Annotated in this window: 23 protein-coding genes; 21 read left to right on the top strand and 2 right to left on the bottom strand. The window is 42.1% G+C overall.

The genetic code is table 11. The annotated features are described in order from the left end of the window. Positions 1-49: 49 nt before the first annotated feature. Positions 50-2,680: a phosphoenolpyruvate carboxylase gene (ppc, locus tag HWV00_RS20130; RefSeq protein WP_211684059.1), complete on the bottom strand. Its 2,631-nt coding sequence runs from the start codon at positions 2,678-2,680 to the stop codon at positions 50-52. 157 nt (positions 2,681-2,837) lie between these two features. Then, positions 2,838-3,986, bottom strand: a complete 1,149-nt coding sequence (gene argE / locus HWV00_RS20125; RefSeq protein WP_211684058.1) for an acetylornithine deacetylase — start codon at positions 3,984-3,986, stop codon at positions 2,838-2,840. 242 nt (positions 3,987-4,228) lie between these two features. On the opposite strand from argE, the gene argC reads away from it, so the two are divergent. From argC to rpsH, 21 genes are all read left to right on the top strand, one after another. Further along, positions 4,229-5,239 (top strand): N-acetyl-gamma-glutamyl-phosphate reductase, encoded by a 1,011-nt coding sequence (gene argC / locus HWV00_RS20120; protein WP_211684057.1) that lies wholly within the window; start codon positions 4,229-4,231, stop codon positions 5,237-5,239. A gap of 10 nt (positions 5,240-5,249) precedes the next feature. Then, a complete protein-coding gene (gene argB, locus HWV00_RS20115; protein ID WP_211684056.1) occupies positions 5,250-6,026 on the top strand; it encodes an acetylglutamate kinase in 777 nt (258 codons plus the stop codon). Positions 6,027-6,052: 26 nt separating this feature from the next. Further along, entirely contained in the window at positions 6,053-6,958 is a 906-nt protein-coding gene (locus tag HWV00_RS20110; protein WP_211684055.1) for an ornithine carbamoyltransferase, read from the top strand. Positions 6,959-6,977: 19 nt separating this feature from the next. After that, positions 6,978-8,186, top strand: coding sequence for an argininosuccinate synthase (locus HWV00_RS20105; protein ID WP_211684054.1), 1,209 nt, complete (start codon positions 6,978-6,980; stop codon positions 8,184-8,186). An 84-nt stretch (positions 8,187-8,270) separates the two neighbouring features. Further along, positions 8,271-10,160: an argininosuccinate lyase gene (gene argH, locus HWV00_RS20100; protein WP_211684053.1), complete on the top strand. Its 1,890-nt coding sequence runs from the start codon at positions 8,271-8,273 to the stop codon at positions 10,158-10,160. Positions 10,161-10,603: 443 nt separating this feature from the next. Then, positions 10,604-10,915 (top strand): 30S ribosomal protein S10, encoded by a 312-nt coding sequence (gene rpsJ / locus HWV00_RS20095; RefSeq protein WP_017223583.1) that lies wholly within the window; start codon positions 10,604-10,606, stop codon positions 10,913-10,915. Between the two features lie 35 nt (positions 10,916-10,950). Beyond that, on the top strand, positions 10,951-11,589 hold the full coding sequence (gene rplC, locus HWV00_RS20090; protein WP_211686729.1) for a 50S ribosomal protein L3: 639 nt from the start codon (positions 10,951-10,953) through the stop codon (positions 11,587-11,589). A gap of 16 nt (positions 11,590-11,605) precedes the next feature. Then, a complete protein-coding gene (rplD, locus tag HWV00_RS20085; RefSeq protein WP_019442261.1) occupies positions 11,606-12,211 on the top strand; it encodes a 50S ribosomal protein L4 in 606 nt (201 codons plus the stop codon). After that, the gene (gene rplW / locus HWV00_RS20080) at positions 12,208-12,507 is read left to right on the top strand and encodes a 50S ribosomal protein L23 (RefSeq protein ID WP_019442262.1); all 300 of its coding nucleotides are present in this window, start codon (positions 12,208-12,210) and stop codon (positions 12,505-12,507) included. Before rplD ends, rplW begins: the two co-directional genes overlap by 4 nt. A gap of 18 nt (positions 12,508-12,525) precedes the next feature. After that, entirely contained in the window at positions 12,526-13,353 is an 828-nt protein-coding gene (rplB, locus tag HWV00_RS20075) for a 50S ribosomal protein L2 (RefSeq protein ID WP_019442263.1), read from the top strand. 18 nt (positions 13,354-13,371) lie between these two features. Further along, positions 13,372-13,650: a 30S ribosomal protein S19 gene (gene rpsS / locus HWV00_RS20070; RefSeq protein WP_019442264.1), complete on the top strand. Its 279-nt coding sequence runs from the start codon at positions 13,372-13,374 to the stop codon at positions 13,648-13,650. Between the two features lie 10 nt (positions 13,651-13,660). Further along, positions 13,661-13,993: a 50S ribosomal protein L22 gene (rplV, locus tag HWV00_RS20065; RefSeq protein ID WP_045112216.1), complete on the top strand. Its 333-nt coding sequence runs from the start codon at positions 13,661-13,663 to the stop codon at positions 13,991-13,993. Between the two features lie 17 nt (positions 13,994-14,010). Then, entirely contained in the window at positions 14,011-14,715 is a 705-nt protein-coding gene (gene rpsC / locus HWV00_RS20060; RefSeq protein ID WP_211684052.1) for a 30S ribosomal protein S3, read from the top strand. Between the two features lie 11 nt (positions 14,716-14,726). Further along, a complete protein-coding gene (gene rplP, locus HWV00_RS20055; RefSeq protein WP_211684051.1) occupies positions 14,727-15,137 on the top strand; it encodes a 50S ribosomal protein L16 in 411 nt (136 codons plus the stop codon). Beyond that, positions 15,137-15,328, top strand: a complete 192-nt coding sequence (rpmC, locus tag HWV00_RS20050; protein WP_006034643.1) for a 50S ribosomal protein L29 — start codon at positions 15,137-15,139, stop codon at positions 15,326-15,328. The genes rplP and rpmC overlap by 1 nt, the downstream gene beginning before the upstream one ends. 1 nt (position 15,329) lies before the next feature. Further along, on the top strand, positions 15,330-15,575 hold the full coding sequence (gene rpsQ, locus HWV00_RS20045) for a 30S ribosomal protein S17 (RefSeq protein ID WP_045112215.1): 246 nt from the start codon (positions 15,330-15,332) through the stop codon (positions 15,573-15,575). 177 nt (positions 15,576-15,752) lie between these two features. Then, the gene (gene rplN, locus HWV00_RS20040) at positions 15,753-16,121 is read left to right on the top strand and encodes a 50S ribosomal protein L14 (protein WP_211684050.1); all 369 of its coding nucleotides are present in this window, start codon (positions 15,753-15,755) and stop codon (positions 16,119-16,121) included. A 10-nt stretch (positions 16,122-16,131) separates the two neighbouring features. Further along, positions 16,132-16,443 carry a 50S ribosomal protein L24 gene (gene rplX / locus HWV00_RS20035; RefSeq protein WP_211684049.1) on the top strand — a complete coding sequence of 104 codons (312 nt, stop codon included), beginning with the start codon at positions 16,132-16,134 and terminating at the stop codon, positions 16,441-16,443. Positions 16,444-16,455: 12 nt separating this feature from the next. Next, positions 16,456-16,995 carry a 50S ribosomal protein L5 gene (rplE, locus tag HWV00_RS20030; protein WP_019442271.1) on the top strand — a complete coding sequence of 180 codons (540 nt, stop codon included), beginning with the start codon at positions 16,456-16,458 and terminating at the stop codon, positions 16,993-16,995. A 9-nt stretch (positions 16,996-17,004) separates the two neighbouring features. Next, positions 17,005-17,310, top strand: coding sequence for a 30S ribosomal protein S14 (gene rpsN, locus HWV00_RS20025; protein ID WP_211684048.1), 306 nt, complete (start codon positions 17,005-17,007; stop codon positions 17,308-17,310). A 26-nt stretch (positions 17,311-17,336) separates the two neighbouring features. Further along, positions 17,337-17,729: a 30S ribosomal protein S8 gene (gene rpsH / locus HWV00_RS20020; protein ID WP_211684047.1), complete on the top strand. Its 393-nt coding sequence runs from the start codon at positions 17,337-17,339 to the stop codon at positions 17,727-17,729. The last annotated feature ends 9 nt before the right edge of the window (positions 17,730-17,738 follow it).

Genomic DNA, 17,738 nt, shown 5'->3' with positions numbered 1-17,738 from the left:
TCGGCATTTTATTATCTACTCATTAGCTGATAACTAACGAAGCTAAAAGTTAACCTGTGTTACGCATACCAGCAGCAACACCTGCGATACTCACCATTAAGGCTTGCTCGATATCCGGATTCACTTCTTCACTGCTACGCGCACGGCTTAACAGCTCTGCTTGTAGAATGTTAAGAGGATCGGTATACGGGTTACGTAGTTCGATTGATTTTTTGCTCCAAGGTTGAGCATCCAATAGCTGAGTTTCAGGTGTTAAACTGACAATTAGCTCTGTTGCGAGGGCTAAACTTGCGCGTAGTTCTTTACCTAAATGCCATAAGTCTTCAGTAACGAGGCATTGGTCATAATATTCAGCTAACCATGCATCTGCTTTCAAAAATACCATTTCGAACATTTCTAAACGGGTATTAAAGAACGGCCATTGTTGTTGCATTTCTTGCAGTGTTTCACGCTGACCTGACTCAAGCATGTTTTTAAACGCAGCAGTACAACCTAACCAAGCTGGTAGCATTAAGCGGTTTTGAGTCCACGCAAAGATCCAAGGGATAGCACGTAAGCTTTCTACGCCACCGTTTGGTTTACGTTTTGCTGGACGACTGCCTAATGGTAGTTTACCTAATTCTAGTTCTGGTGTAGCAGAACGGAAGTAAGGAACGAACTTCTCATGGCCTTGGATATATGAACGGTATTCTTCACATGAATCCGCAGACATTTGATCCATTGCGTCACGCCAAGCTTGTTCTGGTGCTGGCGGCGGTAATAAGTTCGCTTCTAGAATAGCGCTGGTGTAGAGGTTTAAGCTTTGTTCTGCTACATCTGCAAGACCAAACTTAAAGCGGATCATTTCACCTTGTTCTGTTACACGTAATCCACCTTTCAGTGAACCTGGAGGCTGCGATAATAACGCGGCATGTGCAGGTGCACCACCACGACCGATGCTACCGCCACGACCATGGAATAACGTTAGTTTGATTTCTTCTTCTTCGCAGATATTAACTAAGGCTTCTTGAGAACGATATTGTGCCCATGATGCCGCAATTACACCGGCATCTTTAGCCGAATCAGAATAACCGATCATGATGTATTGATGGCCATTGATGTAGTTTTTATACCAATCAATCGCAAGTAAACTTGCTGTTACTGTTCCTGCATTATTCAGATCATCTAAGGTCTCGAATAAAGGCGCTACAGGTAAACGGAATGGGCAGCCTGTCTCTTTTAATAGCAGTTGCACAGCTAATACATCTGAGGCTTTACGTGCCATTGAGATGATGTAAATCCCTAATGCTTCCGGATCTTGTTTTGCGACAGTGCGGCAAGTATCAAGTACTTCTTTTACATCTGCCGACGGTTGCCAGCAAAGTGGAATCAATGGGCGTTTATTATTTAGCTCTTGTAATAGGAACGCTTGTTTGTCTTGTTCGCTCCATTGCGCATAATCACCCAGACCAAGATAGCGAGTTACTTCTGCTATCACGTCTGTGTGACGATCACTGTCTTGGCGAATATCAAGTTTTACTAAGCTAACACCGAAACATTCAACGCGGCGAATTGTATCTAATAATGCACCTTTAGCAATCACACCCATACCACAAGCGTGTAGTGAGTTATAACAAGCTAATAACGGTTGGCGTAGTTGTTCTGTTGTCGTGATGATGTCACGACTTTCAGTTTGCTCACCTTTTAATTGTGCAGTTAGGTTTGCTAATGTTTCTGTTAGTTCGCTGCGTAATGGTTTTAGTAATACACGGTATGGTTCATGACTTTCACCGACTAAAGCACGTAATGTGTCGTCGCAATCGTTCATGGATAATTCACTTGTTAGATGTTTTACATCTTTCAAGAATAAGTGAATTGCCATCCAGCGACTTGTTAGCATTACTTCTTCAGTTACTGTCGACGTTACAAATGGGTTACCGTCACGGTCTCCACCCATCCAAGACGTAAACTTAACTGGCGCAGCATCGATAGGTAACTGATAATCTAAACGGTCTTGTAAGCGTTTATCAAGACTGCGTAAGAAATTTGGTACCGCATCCCATAATGAATTTTCGACAACCGCAAAGCCCCATTTGGCTTCATCGACTGGAGTAGGGCGTACAGTTCTGATCTCATTGGTATGCCAAGCTTGGGATACTAGCTGCTCAATACGCGTCATGAATACATCGCGCTCGTTGCTGCTTAGTTCAGTTAGTTCTAACTGGCTTAGGCATTTATTAATTGCACCATGTTTGTGAATCAGTGTTCGACGTGTAATTTCGGTCGGATGCGCAGTCAGTACTAAATCGATATTTAGATTTTGTATTGCAGATAATACGTCTGCTTTGCTGATCTCTGAGTTATTTAGCTTGGCAAATAATTCATCGATAGAATCTGGCACACAGGTGTTCTCTGCACAATTACGTGATGTTGTGTGGAACTGCTCTGCGATATTTGCAAGATTTAAGAATTGGCTAAACGCACGCGCTACTGGTAATAGCTCATCATCAGAGAGACTACGTAGTACGGTGAGTAATTCTGCACGGTCTTTATCGCTACCCGCACGAGATGATTTAGCTAGTTGGCGAATGGTTTCAATCTTATCTAAGAACTCTTCTCCAAGATGATCCTTGATTGTATTCCCTAGTACTTGGCCCAATAAGCCGACATTACTTCGTAACGCTGCATATTTATCTGACATACATAATCCTTTAATTCAGTGATGTAATACGGCAACAACTATTATCGTTATGTATGTAAAATAACTATATTTAGTGACATTCGTCAATTAAATCGTGCAAATAATGCCATTAATTGTGATATCAGGTGTAATTTTACTACATATCGATAATTCTCAGTTAGTTTTTACATGCTTGCTCTATTAATTTTTGAATAATCTCCTGTGTGGGTTTAACTTCGGATAGGTCTAAATACTCATCAGGTTGATGGGCTTGATTAATACTTCCGGGGCCCATCACAATGGTGTCACAGCCAAGTTGTTGAATAAAAGGTGCTTCAGTACAGTAATTCACAGGAATAACGCTTTCGCCTGTGAGCTTTTCTGCCAATTTGATTAATGCTGAGTCTGTATCACAGGCATAAGCTGGAATGGGTTCATGCAGATGATAAACATCAACAGCGCCTGGCCATTGTTTTAGAATCGGTAACAGTGCTTGATTCAATAGCATGAACAGTTCGTCGGGGCTGACACCTGGAATCGGACGCATGTCGATGTGTAATTCACAGCTTCCGCAGATTCGATTTGGGCTATCGCCACCATGCACATGACCAAAATTAAGTGTTGGTTGTGGAATAACAAAGTGATCGCAGGCGTATTGTTCTTTTAATTTACGCTGTAGCTTTAATAACTGCCCTGTTACTTGATGCATTATTTCAATGGCATTGATGCCGTTAGCCGGATCTGAAGAGTGGCCACTACGTCCTGTAATTCGTATTGCTTCTGACATATGTCCTTTATGCATAAATACCGGAACCATACCTGTCGGCTCGCCAATAACGGCATAGTCAGGGCGAAAACTCTGCGCTGCTGCAATCGCTCTAGCACCTGCCATTGTCGTTTCTTCATCCGCAGTTGCGAGAATACGTAACGGTTTATCTAACTTTGTTAAATCAATGTTTTTACACGCTTCTAATACAAAGGCAAAAAAACCTTTCATATCAATCGTGCCTAAGCCATACCATTTATTGTCTTTTTCGGTTAATTGAAACGGATCTTTGGTCCATAAACCTTCATCAAAAGGGACTGTATCTGTGTGCCCTGCCAGTAATAATCCCCCGTCTCCTTGGCCATAGGTTGCGACTAGATTAAATTTACCATTGGTTTCAGGTACGCTAGTGATATTAATGCTAAAACCAAGTTCAGCAAACCAGCCTGCAAGTAGCTCAATTACGGGTTTGTTACTAATATCTAACTCTTTTTCAAGCGAGCTGATTGATGGTGTCAGGATCAGTGATTTATAAAGTTCGGTAAATTGAGGTAGTTGCATATTACGTTCCTGTAATGAGTTCTTGTTTTTTTATGCATTAAAGTTGCATAAAAATGTAATCTGTTTTATTCTTGAATCATCCTTACTTTACAACGTATGGGTTAGATAATGAATCGTTTTTCATGGTTTCGACGAGACAGTATTTAAAATGCATTGATGTCACTTAATTTGATTAGGTGAGTGCAATCGGAAAGGGCTAAATTGCCCATCGTTTTACAATTTAGCAAACACGGAAGTCAAACATGTTAAAAACAATTTTAGTCGGTGCTACCGGGTATACCGGTGCTGAACTAGCCCATTACATAACGAAACATCCAGAGCTAGAATTATCTGGTCTGTATGTTTCAGAAAACAGTTTAGATGCAGGAAAGTCATTTTCTTCTTTATATGGTCATTTATTAGGTGTCGTTGATCAAACGATTGAACCGTTAGCTGCAAGTAATATTAAAAACATTTGTCATGACGTTGATATTGTCGTGTTAGCAACTGCACATGAAGTAAGTCATGACATTGCCGCTGAGTTTTTAGCGCAGGATGCTGTGGTATTTGATTTGTCGGGTGCATTTAGAGTGAATGACCCTGCTTTTTATGAACAATATTACGGATTTAAGCATAGCTTTAATAAAGAATTGAAGAGTGCTGTGTATGGTTTGGCTGAATGGGCGAGTGCCGATATTGCTGAAGCTAATTTAATTGCGGTACCGGGTTGTTACCCAACTGCCTCATTGTCTGCATTAAAGCCGCTTGCACAACATAACCTTATTGCTGAAAACCAAAAACCAATTATCAACGCTGTCAGTGGCGTGAGTGGCGCTGGTCGTAAAGCAGCATTAGGTTCAGCATTTTGCGAAGTGAGCCATGCACCTTATGCGGTATTCAATCACCGTCATCAACCAGAAATCAGCACGCATTTAGGTCATGAAGTTATCTTTACACCTCATTTAGGCTGTTTTAAGCGTGGTATCTTGGCAACGATTAACGTCAAACTGGCTGCGGGTGTAACACCTGAACAAGTGACAGCGGCGTATCAAGATGCATATCAAGATCAACCTATGGTGCGGTTGTTACCAAGTGGCTGGCCAAGTATTCAAGCTGTAGAGAAAACTGCGTATTGTGATTTAGCATGGCAGCAGCAAGGACAAGACCTTATTGTTGTGTCTGCGATTGATAACTTATTAAAGGGCGCAGCAGCACAAGCAATGCAGTGTATTAATATCCGTTTTGGTTTTGCCATGACAACGTCATTAGTATAGGGATATGAACATGACAACACCTTTAGTATTAAAGCTTGGCGGCGCATTACTTGAAAACGAAGCGGCGCTAGCACAATTATTTACGGCATTGAGTGACTATAAGTCAACAGTATCGCGTCCACTTATTCTTGTTCATGGCGGTGGTTGCTTTGTTGATGATTTATTAGCAAAGATGAATATTGTGAGTGAAAAGAAAAACGGTTTACGTATTACACCTGAGAGTGACATTGGTTATATCACGGGTGCATTAGCGGGTACTGCAAATAAAGTATTAATGGCACAAGGCATAAAGCTTGGTTTTAATGTTGTTGGTCTGAGCCTCGCTGATGGTGGCATTTCAACTGTCACACAATCGACAGCTGGTCTTGGTGCTGTTGGTGAATGTGAAGCGGGTGACCCAGCATTATTAACAGCATTACTGAACGGTAGCTTCTTACCTATCATTAGTTCTATTGGTATTGATGCACAAGGACAGTTATTAAATGTAAATGCGGATCAAGCTGCAACGGCAATTTGTGAGACATTGGATGCAGATCTTGTCATGTTGTCAGATGTAGCTGGTATTTTAGATGCTGACATGCAGTTAATTCCAGAAATGAATAGCAGTTATGCTAATGAACTTATTTCTGCGGGTGTGATTAATGGCGGTATGGAAGTGAAAGTGAAAGCGGCATTAAAAGCAGCAGCATCCCTAAATCGCGATATTAAATTAGCGAGTTGGAAAGTGCCAGAGCGGTTAGTGGCATTATTAAATGGTGAAGTAGAGGGAACGAAAGTTTCTAGCTAATATTGATCAGTTAACGGAGTTCGATCATGGAAAATTTATTATCAGTTAAAGATTTAAGTAAACAACAGATCCTTGACTTATTAGCACTGGCTAAAAAAGTGAAAGCAAATCCAGCGGATTATTCACAGGCTTTAGCGGGTAAAAGTATCGTTACCATTTATGAAAAACAGTCACTACGAACACGCGTAACATTTGATATTGGTATTCATAAGTTAGGTGGGCATGCGGTTTACCTTGATTCACAAAACGGTGCGATTGGTGAACGTGAAACGGTAAAGGACTTTGCTGCGAACATTTCACGTTGGGCTGACGCTATCGTTGCTCGTGTGATGAACCATAAGACCCTTGAAGGTTTAGTTGAACATGGTTCAGTGCCAGTCGTTAACTCTTTATGTGATTTATACCATCCTTGTCAGGCATTAGCTGATTTCTTAACGATTTCGGAACACTATGAAGATGTTTCGAAAGTAAAATTAGCTTACGTTGGTGAAGGTAATAACGTGACTCATTCACTTATGCTGACTGGCGCTATCTTAGGCGCAGAAGTCACCGCTGTATCTCCAAGAGGTTGTAGTCCTGACGCTCAAATTGTTAAGCAGGCTATGGAGTTAGCTGAAATAAGTGGTGGTAAGATAAATGTAACAGATAACCTTGATGACATAGTTGATTATGATGTTATTTATGGTGATACTTGGGTATCAATGGGTGATGATACGCCATTGGCTCAAGTAAAAGAAAAATACATGCCGTATCAGATTAACCAAGAGTTGTTGATACGCACAGGAATCAAACATGTATTGCATTGTCAGCCGGCTCATCGTGAGTTAGAGATAACATCGGAAGTGATGGATGGCGAACAGTCGCTGATCTTTGATCAAGCCGAAAATAGAATGCATGCCCAAAATGCAGTTTTACTGACATTGCTGAAGTAACATATTAAGGAAAATGAAAATGACACAAACAGTTAAGAAAGTAGTAGTAGCGTATTCTGGAGGTCTAGATACTTCAGTTATTTTACCTTGGTTACAAGAAAACTATGACAATTGCGAAATTGTTGCGTTTGTTGCCGATGTAGGTCAGGGTGCTGAAGAGCTGGAAGGTATTGAAGCCAAAGCATTAGCGTCAGGTGCATCTGAGTGTTACGTGGTTGATCTTAAAGATGAGCTTGTTGCTAACTACATTTACCCAACGCTTAAAACAGGCGCTGTTTATGAAGGTACTTATCTATTAGGTACATCGATGGCACGTCCAATCATTGCGAAAGCGCAAGTTGAAGTGGCGCGTAAAGTTGGTGCTGATGCACTTTGTCATGGTTGTACAGGTAAAGGTAATGATCAAATTCGTTTTGAATCTTGCTTTGCAGCCCTTGCTCCAGAGCTAACGGTTATTGCACCTTGGCGTATCTGGGACTTAACAAGTCGTGAATCGCTACTTGAATACTTAGCTGAGCGTGATATTCCAACGGCTGCATCTGCGACTAAAATTTATAGTCGTGACGCAAATGCTTGGCACATTTCTCATGAAGGTGGCGAGTTAGAAGATCCGTGGAACCAACCAACAAAACAAGTTTGGACTATGACTGTCGATCCAATCGACGCACCAAATGAACCTGAATTTTTGACATTATCAGTTGTTAAAGGTGAGATCACTGCAGTTAACGGTGAAGCAATGTCTCCTTACCAAACGTTGATGTATCTAAACGAAAAAGCCGCTGCACATGGTGTAGGTCGTGTTGATATTGTAGAAAACCGTTTAGTAGGTATGAAATCACGTGGTTGTTACGAAACTCCAGGTGGAACGGTAATGGTTGAAGCATTACGTGGTATCGAAGAGTTAGTGTTAGATAAAACGACGCGTAAATGGAAGCAAACTGTTGCTGCTGAATTTTCTCATCTTGTTTATGACGGTCGTTGGTTTACACCACTATGTGCATCATTGCTTGCCGCTGCTGGTACATTAGCAGAAGAGATGAACGGTGAAGTAATCGTTAAGATGTATAAAGGTTCGGTACAAGCAGTACAGAAAAAATCACCAAACAGTCTTTATAGTGAAGAGTTTGCTACATTTGGTGATGATAATGTTTATGACCAAAGTCATGCGGAAGGTTTCATCCGCTTATATTCGTTGTCTAGCCGTATTAAAGCTTTAGCAACTAAGTAACGCTATTTGAGGGTGCGGATACACCCTCTACTTCGAATATATGTACTTCCAATATAAAAATATAGAAAGAATAAGGATGTAACCATGGCACTATGGGGCGGTAGATTCAGTCAAGCAGCTGATGCAAGATTCAAAACATTTAATGATTCACTGCGGTTTGACTATCGTTTAGCTGAACAAGACATCACGGGTTCTGTGGCATGGTCAAAAGCGTTAGTTGGCGTGGGCATCTTAACGCAAGAAGAGCAAGTTGCTATTGAGGCAGCATTAAATGACCTTAAGTTAGCTGTACTTGAAAATCCTGAGCAGATCTTACAAAGTAATGCAGAAGACATTCACAGTTGGGTGGAAACACAGTTAATTGCGAAAGTAGGGGATTTAGGCAAAAAGCTACATACCGGTCGTAGTCGTAATGATCAAGTTGCAACAGATTTAAAACTTTGGTGTAAACAGCAGGGTGCGCAGTTGTTAATGCAACTGGACAAAACCCAGCAACAACTTGTATCACTTGCACGTGAGCATCAGCACACTGTGTTACCTGGTTATACGCATTTACAACGTGCGCAGCCAGTGACATTTTCACATTGGTGTTTAGCGTATGTCGAAATGCTTGAACGTGATTTTAGTCGTCTAACTGATTGTTTAAAACGTCTTGATACTTGCCCTTTAGGCTCAGGTGCACTTGCGGGTACTGCTTATCCAATGGATAGAACGGAATTAGCACATTCATTAGGTTTTGCCAGTGCCACATTAAACAGTTTAGATTCTGTATCTGATCGTGACCATGTGATGGAGTTGATGAGTACGGCAAGTATGTCAATGATCCATTTATCACGTCTGGCTGAAGATTTAATTTTCTATAACTCGGGTGAATCAAACTTTATTGAGCTAGCAGATGCCGTAACGTCAGGTTCATCTTTGATGCCACAGAAAAAGAATCCAGATGCATTAGAGCTTATCCGTGGCAAAACGGGTCGTGTGTTTGGTTCGTTAAGCGCAATGTTAATGACATTGAAAGCACTACCGCTAGCTTATAATAAAGACATGCAGGAAGATAAAGAAGGCCTCTTTGATGCGCTTGATACTTGGAGCGATTGCCTAGAGATGGCGGCTATGTCTCTCGTCGGTATGAAAATCAATGAAGAGAGAACAAAAGAAGCTGCGCTTGGTGGTTACTCAAATGCGACCGAATTAGCCGATTACCTTGTTGCAAAAGGTGTTCCTTTCCGTGATTCTCACCATATTGTTGGTGAAGCTGTCGTAGCTGCTATCGCAAAAGGTGTACCACTAGAAGAACTAACCTTAGCGGAATTTAAAGCGTTTGATGCCCTCATTGAAGATGACGTTTATCATCACTTATCACTCGATGAAACATTAGCGAAACGTAAAGCGCAGGGTGGGGTATCGCCAATCCAAGTCGAATTTGCCTTAACGAATGCAGAAAAACGTTTAGAAGAACGTGATACTTCAGGTATTAGCATCCGTTCCGCGCGTTTAACCGATCTCGATGATATTGAGCGTATGGTAAATTACTGGGCTAATATAGGTGAAAACTTACCACGTAATCGTTCAGACTTAGCCAAAGCTGTGGGTACTTTTGCTGTAACAGAGAAGCATCACCAAGTGACAGGCTGTGCATCTATTTATGTGTATGATACAGGTCTGGCTGAGATTCGTTCACTCGGTATTGAGCCGGGTTATCAAGGCGGCGGACAAGGTAAAGCCGTTGTCGAGTATATGCTGCGTAAAGCAGAGCAGATGGCCATTAAAAAAGTATTTGTGTTAACGCGAGTGCCTGAGTTCTTCATGAAGCTCGGTTTTAACGCAACGAGTAAATCGATGCTGCCAGAAAAAGTACTGAAAGACTGCGACATGTGTCCAAGGCAACATGCTTGTGATGAAGTTGCATTAGAATTTAAATTAAGCGCTGTTAGTCAAACGATTAACCTGAAAGCGGAACAACTGGCATCTTAATCGCTCGTTGAGTCATTTAAAGCACCCTTATAAAGGGTGCTTTTTTTATGTTTAATTATGGCCTTAAAGAAACTTGAACTTAATCCTGACTATCTATATAATATGGACTCAAATTTAGGAACGATTAAAGGCAATGAGCATCAACATTGATGATGATTCAATACCTTATGATTTAATAAAATTGATGTGCTGATAAAATCAGTTATATCGATCTTTTTCTTGCTAATGGCAAGAGGTCATGTATAATACGTTCCACTTGCTTAGGCAAGAAACTGAATCATTATGTTATTGCTTTGACCTTGAGTTAAAGTATTAATGGTCAGTCATCAAGATTCCCGATAGGGGAGTCAACAAGTTAAAGATATCGCGTTCACAGTCTAATTATGAAGACTGTGGAATGTCGAATTTTTGTGTGTGTTTAACTTTATTGGAGCTCTGGTCTAATGCAGAACCAAAGAATCCGTATCCGCTTAAAAGCGTTCGATCATCGTCTTATCGATCAGTCTACAGCGGAAATCGTTGAAACTGCAAAACGCACTGGCGCACAAGTACGTGGACCTATTCCACTACCAACGCGCAAAGAGCGTTTCACAGTGCTTACTTCTCCGCACGTTAACAAAGATGCGCGTGACCAGTACGAAATTCGTACTCACAAGCGCCTGGTTGACATCGTTGAGCCAACAGAAAAAACCGTTGACGCTCTTATGCGTTTAGATCTAGCTGCTGGTGTTGATGTTCAAATCAGCCTTGGCTAGTAAGTTCTAAAACAACGATTTATATTGAGGTTATTATAATGATTGGTCTAATCGGACGTAAAGTTGGTATGACACGTATCTTCACTGAAGATGGCGTTTCTATCCCAGTATCCGTTATTGAATGTGAGCCTAACCGCGTTACTCAAGTGAAAACACTTGAAACTGACGGTTACCGTGCACTTCAAGTGACCACTGGCACGAAAAAAGCTAGCAGAGTAAACAAGCCAGAAGCGGGTCATTTCGCTAAAGCTAAAGTTGAAGCTGGTCGTGGCCTTTGGGAATTCCGTCTGGAAACAGGCGAAGGTGAAGCTGTTGAAGTTGGCTCTGAGCTAAACGTAAACATCTTTGCTGAAACTACTAAAGTAGACGTTACTGGTACATCTAAAGGTAAAGGTTTCGCTGGCGTTATTAAACGTTGGAACTTTTCTATGCAAGATGCTACTCACGGTAACTCTCTTGCTCACCGTGCACCGGGTTCAATTGGCCAATGCCAAACTCCAGGTCGCGTATTTAAAGGCAAGAAAATGGCAGGTCACATGGGTGCTGAACGTGTAACGATTCAGTCTCTAGATGTGGTACGTGTTGATAGTGAACGTAACCTAGTACTTGTTAAAGGTGCTATTCCAGGTGCGATCAACGGCAACGTAATTATCAAACCAGCTGTTAAAGCTTAATCCGAGGATATTAGTAATGGAATTGATATTGAAAGACGCACAAGGTGCTCTTGAAGTTTCAGAAACTACCTTCGGACGTGAGTTTAATGAAGCTCTGGTTCACCAGGTAGTTACAGCGTATGCTGCTGGCGCGCGTCAAGGTACTCGTGCACAGAAAAACCGTTCTGACGTTGCAGGTGGTGGTAAAAAACCATGGCGTCAAAAAGGTACTGGTCGTGCTCGTGCAGGTACTGCAAGCAGCCCGATCTGGCGTAAAGGTGGTGTAACTTTTGCTGCTCGTCCACAGGACCACAGCCAAAAAGTTAACACTAAGATGTACCGTGGAGCGATCAAAAGCATCCTTTCTGAATTGGTACGTCAAGAGCGTCTTATTGTTGTTGAACAGTTCGCTGTTGAAACACCTAAGACTAAAGAATTAGTTGCTAAACTGAAAGACTTCGATCTGAACGACGTTCTAATCGTAGGTGCTGAAGTTGATGAGAACTTATTCTTAGCTGCTCGTAACCTTTACAAAGTTGATGTTCGTGACGTTGCTGGTATTGATCCAGTTAGCCTAATCGCGTTCAACAAAGTTGTTATGACTGCTGCTGCAGTTAAGCAGATTGAGGAGAACTTAAAATGATCAGTGAAGAACGTTTATTGAAAGTTATCCTAGCGCCACATATCTCTGAAAAGAGCACTATGTCTGCTGAAAACAACAACACAATCGTTTTCAAAGTTGCACTAGATGCAACAAAAGCTGAAATTAAAGCAGCTATTGCAAAACTTTTTGAAGTTGAAGTTAAAAATGTAAGCACATTGGTACTGAAAGGTAAAACTAAGCGCACTGGCGCTCGTTTTGGCCGTCGTTCAGACATCAAAAAAGCTTATGTTACTCTAGCTGACGGCGCTGACATCGATTTCGGCAGTGCTGAATAATCAAGGGGATTCTGAATAATGGCTATTGTTAAGTGTAAGCCTACTTCTCCAGGTCGTCGCCACCTTGTTAAGGTAGTGAACCCGGATTTGCATAAAGGCAAACCACATGCTCCACTTTTAGAGAAAAAATCTAAATCTGGTGGCCGTAATAATAACGGTCGTATTACTGTTCGTCATCACGGCGGCGGTCATAAGCAACATTACCGTATCATTGACTTAAAACGTAATGATAAAGATGGTATCCCTGCAACAGTTGAACGTCTGGAATATGATCCAAACCGTTCTGCTAACATTGCACTTGCTCTTTATGCAGATGGTGAACGTCGTTACGTTCTAGCTGCTAAAGGTATGCAAGCTGGTGATATTATCGTTTCTGGTGTTGATGCAGCTATTAAAGCTGGTAACACATTACCAATGCGTAACATCCCAGTAGGTACAACTGTACACGCTGTGGAAATGAAGCCAGGTAAAGGTGCTCAAATTGCACGTTCTGCTGGTACATACGTACAAATCATTGCTCGTGATAACTCATACGTTACTCTACGTCTTCGCTCTGGCGAAATGCGTAAAGTATTAGTAGATTGTCGTGCAACGATTGGTGAAGTTGGTAACGCTGAACACATGCTTCGCCAACTTGGTAAAGCTGGTGCTAGCCGCTGGCGCGGTGTTCGCCCAACAGTACGTGGTGTTGTAATGAACCCGGTTGATCACCCGCACGGTGGTGGTGAAGGTCGTACTTCTGGTGGCCGTCATCCGGTTTCACCTTGGGGTATGCCAACTAAGGGTTACAAAACTCGTAAGAACAAGCGTACTGATAAACTTATCGTACGTCGTCGCAACAAGTAATTTTATAGAGGTATCACCATGCCACGTTCTCTCAAGAAGGGTCCTTTCATAGACCTACACTTGCTGAAGAAGGTAGAGAAAGCGGTGGAAAGCGGGGAGAAAAAACCAGTTAAGACTTGGTCCCGTCGTTCTATGATCATTCCAAATATGATTGGTCTGACCATCGCTGTCCATAATGGTCGTCAACATGTACCAGTTTTCGTTACAGACGAAATGATTGGTCATAAGTTAGGCGAATTCGCACCGACTCGTACTTATCGCGGCCATGCTGCAGATAAGAAAGCTAAAAAGCGTTAGGAGAAATTAGATGGAAGCATTAGCTAAACACCGTTTCGCCTCAGGCTCTCCACAGAAAGCACGTTTGGTCATTGACCTTATTCGTGGTTTACCAGTGGATAAGGCTCTTGAAGTTTTAACTTTCAGCACTAAAAAAGCTGCTGTACAAGTTAAAAAAGTTCTTGAGTCAGCTATCGCAAACGCTGAACACAACGAAGGTGCGGATATTGATGAGCTAGTAGTAGCTACAGCGTTTGTTGACGCTGGTCCTACTATGAAGCGTATCATGCCACGTGCTAAAGGTCGTGCAGATCGCATCTTGAAGCGTACTAGCCACATCACAATTGTTGTAGCAACACGCTAAGAGACTAGGAGAAAACAATGGGTCAGAAAGTTCATCCAAATGGTATTCGCCTAGGTATCACCAAGCAGTTTAACTCTACTTGGTTTGCGAATACTAAAGACTTCGCCGACAATTTGTACGGTGATTTCGAAGTACGTCAGTTTCTTACTAAGAAACTGAAAAATGCATCTGTTTCACGTATCGTTATCGAACGTCCAGCGAAAAGCATCCGTGTGACTATTCACACTGCTCGTCCTGGTGTTGTTATCGGTAAGAAAGGCGAAGACGTAGAAAAACTACGTAATGCTATCGCTAAGATGACTGGTACTTCTGCACAAATCAATATCGCAGAAATCCGTAAGCCTGAACTAGATGCTAAATTAGTAGCTGAAGGTATCGCTTCTCAACTTGAACGTCGTGTTATGTTCCGTCGCGCTATGAAGCGTGCAGTACAAAATGCAATGCGTTTAGGTGCTAAGGGTATTAAAGTTCAAGTAAGCGGTCGTTTAGGCGGCGCAGAAATCGCTCGTGCTGAATGGTATCGTGAAGGCCGTGTGCCTCTACATACACTTCGTGCAGATATCGATTACTCAACTGCAGAAGCTCTTACAACTTACGGCATCATTGGTGTGAAAGTTTGGATCTTTAAAGGTGAAGTTCTAGGTAAGCTACCGCTTACTCAAGAAGTTGAAGCACCTTCTAAGCCAAAGCGTCGCACTCGTGGCCCTAAAGCTGCTAAATAGGAGACTCTGATATGTTGCAACCAAAACGCATGAAGTTCCGCAAAATGCACAAAGGCCGTAACCGCGGTCTTGCAAAAGGCGGAAACGTAACTTTCGGCGAATTCGGTCTTAAAGCTACTGGTCGTGGTCGAATTACTGCTCGTCAAATCGAAGCAGCACGTCGTGCTATGACTCGTCACGTTAAGCGTCAAGGTCAAATCTGGATCCGTGTGTTCCCAGACAAACCGATTACGCAAAAGCCGCTTGAAGTACGTCAAGGTAAAGGTAAAGGTAGCGTTGAGTATTGGGTTTGCCAAGTACAACCTGGCAAAATCCTTTATGAAATGGCTGGAGTTCCTGAAGAATTGGCACGTGAAGCATTCAGCCTAGCTGATTCTAAACTGCCTATTTCTACAACTTTCGTAACTAAGACGGTAATGTAATGAACGCTAGCGAACTTAAACAAAAAAATGTTGAAGAGCTAAACGCTGAGTTACTTAACCTACTACGTGAGCAATTTAACTTACGTATGCAGTTAAGTACTGGCCAACTAGCACAAACGCATTTAATCAAAAATGTACGTCGCGATATCGCGCGTGTTAAGACCATCCTGAACGAAAAGGCGGGTGTATAATATGAGCACTATTCGTACTGTACAGGGTCGTGTTGTTAGCAACAAAGGCGATAAAACTATCGTTGTTGCTGTAGAACGTAAAGTGAAACACCCGTTATACGGTAAGTTCATCAAGCGTACTACTAAACTGCACGCACATGATGAGAATAACGAATGTCAACTAAATGATGTTGTTACTATTCGTGAAACTCGTCCAGTGTCTAAGCTTAAAACTTGGACATTAGTAGAAGTATTAGTAAAAGCTTAATTTTAAGTTTATACTTATCTACTTGTTATAACGGCTCCTTTTAAGGGGTCGTTTGTTTTTTAGTCGATTCCCGTTGCTTTTTTCAAAGCCGTGGTGTTATAATGCGCCACCTCTTGAGATAGAGGGGACCCATTTAGTTCATGTTGGATTAAGTGGAATTATTGCGGAGCACTAATAATGATCCAAATGCAGTCTACGTTGGACGTAGCCGATAACTCAGGCGCACGTCGCGTTCAGTGTATCAAGGTCCTAGGTGGTTCGCACCGCCGCTATGCACGTGTTGGTGATATCATCAAAGTTACTGTTAAGGAAGCAATTCCTCGCGGTAAAGTTAAGAAAGGTGATGTTCTAAACGCTGTGGTTGTGCGTACTAGACAGGCAATCCGTCGTACAGACGGTGCAGCTATCCGTTTCGACCGTAACGCAGCAGTTATGCTTAATGCTAACGGCGCGCCGATCGGTACTCGTATCTTTGGTCCAGTTACTCGTGAACTACGTACTGATCAGTTCATGAAAATCGTATCTCTGGCACCAGAAGTACTATAAGGAACGAAAAATGGCAGCTAAAATTTTAAAAAATGATGAAGTTATCGTTGTTGCAGGTAAAGATGCTGGTAAACAAGGCAAAGTTACTGAAGTAAGAGCAGACGGTAAACTATTCGTTGAAGGCGTGAATCTTATCAAGAAACACCAAAAGCCAAACCCACAATTGGGCGTAGCTGGCGGTATTGTTGAGAAAGAAGCAGCTTTAGACGCATCAAACGTGGCACTATTCAACCCTGCAACTAGCAAGGCTGACCGTGTCGGTTTCCGATTTGAAGACGGCAAAAAAGTACGTTTCTTCAAATCTAATAATGAACTTGTTTAATTGGAGTTAACTGTGGCGAAACTGCATGAATACTACAAAGAGACTGTAGCGTCTGAACTTAAAACTAAGTTCGGCTATAAATCTATCATGCAAGTCCCTCGGATTGAAAAGATCACCCTTAATATGGGTGTGGGCGAAGCAATCAATGATAAAAAAGTACTAGAAAATGCTGCTGCTGATATGGCTGCAATTTCTGGTCAAAAACCATTGATTACTAAAGCTCGTAAATCCGTTGCTGGCTTTAAGATCCGTGAAGGATATCCTATTGGTTGTAAAGTTACCCTACGTGGCGAGCGTATGTGGGAATTCTTTGAGCGCCTAATCGGCATCTCAATTCCACGTATCCGCGATTTCCGTGGCCTGAACCCTAAATCGTTCGATGGTCGTGGTAACTATAGTATGGGTGTTCGCGAGCAAATCATCTTCCCAGAAATCGATTACGATAAAATCGATAAAATTCGTGGTATGGATATTACTATCACCACGACTGCAAATTCTGATGAAGAAGGTCACGCTCTGCTGACTGCCTTTAATTTCCCATTCCGTAAGTAAGGTAGGGTCATGGCTAAGCAATCAATGAAAGCGCGCGACGTAAAACGCGCGAAGCTAGTAAATAAATACGCTGAGAAACGTGCTGAATTAAAAGCAATTATCTCTGGTGTAAATACTTCAGACGAAGATCGTTGGAATGCAGTTCTTAAATTGCAATCGTTACCTCGTGATTCTAGTGAAAGTCGTCAGCGTAATCGCTGTAACATCACTGGCCGCCCTCATGGCTACCTACGTAAGTTCGGCTTAAGCCGTATCAAACTACGTGAGCACATGATGCGTGGTGAAGTTCCAGGTCTTAAAAAGGCTAGTTGGTAAGTCACTAATTTCGGGAGTATACGAAAATGAGCATGCAAGATCCTATTGCGGATATGCTAACACGCATCCGTAACGGTCACTCAGCCTCTAAGGTTGCAGTTAAAATGCCTTGTTCTAAGCAAAAAGTTGCACTAGCAGCTGTGCTTAAAGAAGAAGGTTACATCAATGGTTACGCAGTTTCTGGTGAAGTGAAAGCTGAACTTGAAGTTACTTTGAAATATTTCGAAGGCAAAAACGTAATCGAAAAAATTGAGCGCGTTAGTCGCCCAGGTCTACGCATCTACAAAGGAAGTAATGATCTTCCTAAAGTGATGGGTGGCTTAGGTGTTGCTATCGTTTCTACTTCTAAAGGCATGATGTCTGACCGTGCAGCTCGCAAAGCTGGCATCGGTGGCGAGATCATCTGCTACGTTTCTTAAGGGGTTATA

The organism is Moritella sp. 24 (assembly GCF_018219155.1).
Lineage (GTDB): Bacteria > Pseudomonadota > Gammaproteobacteria > Enterobacterales > Moritellaceae > Moritella.
Note: the sequence above shows the minus strand (reverse complement) of the source record. Positions and strands in the feature narration are given on the sequence as shown.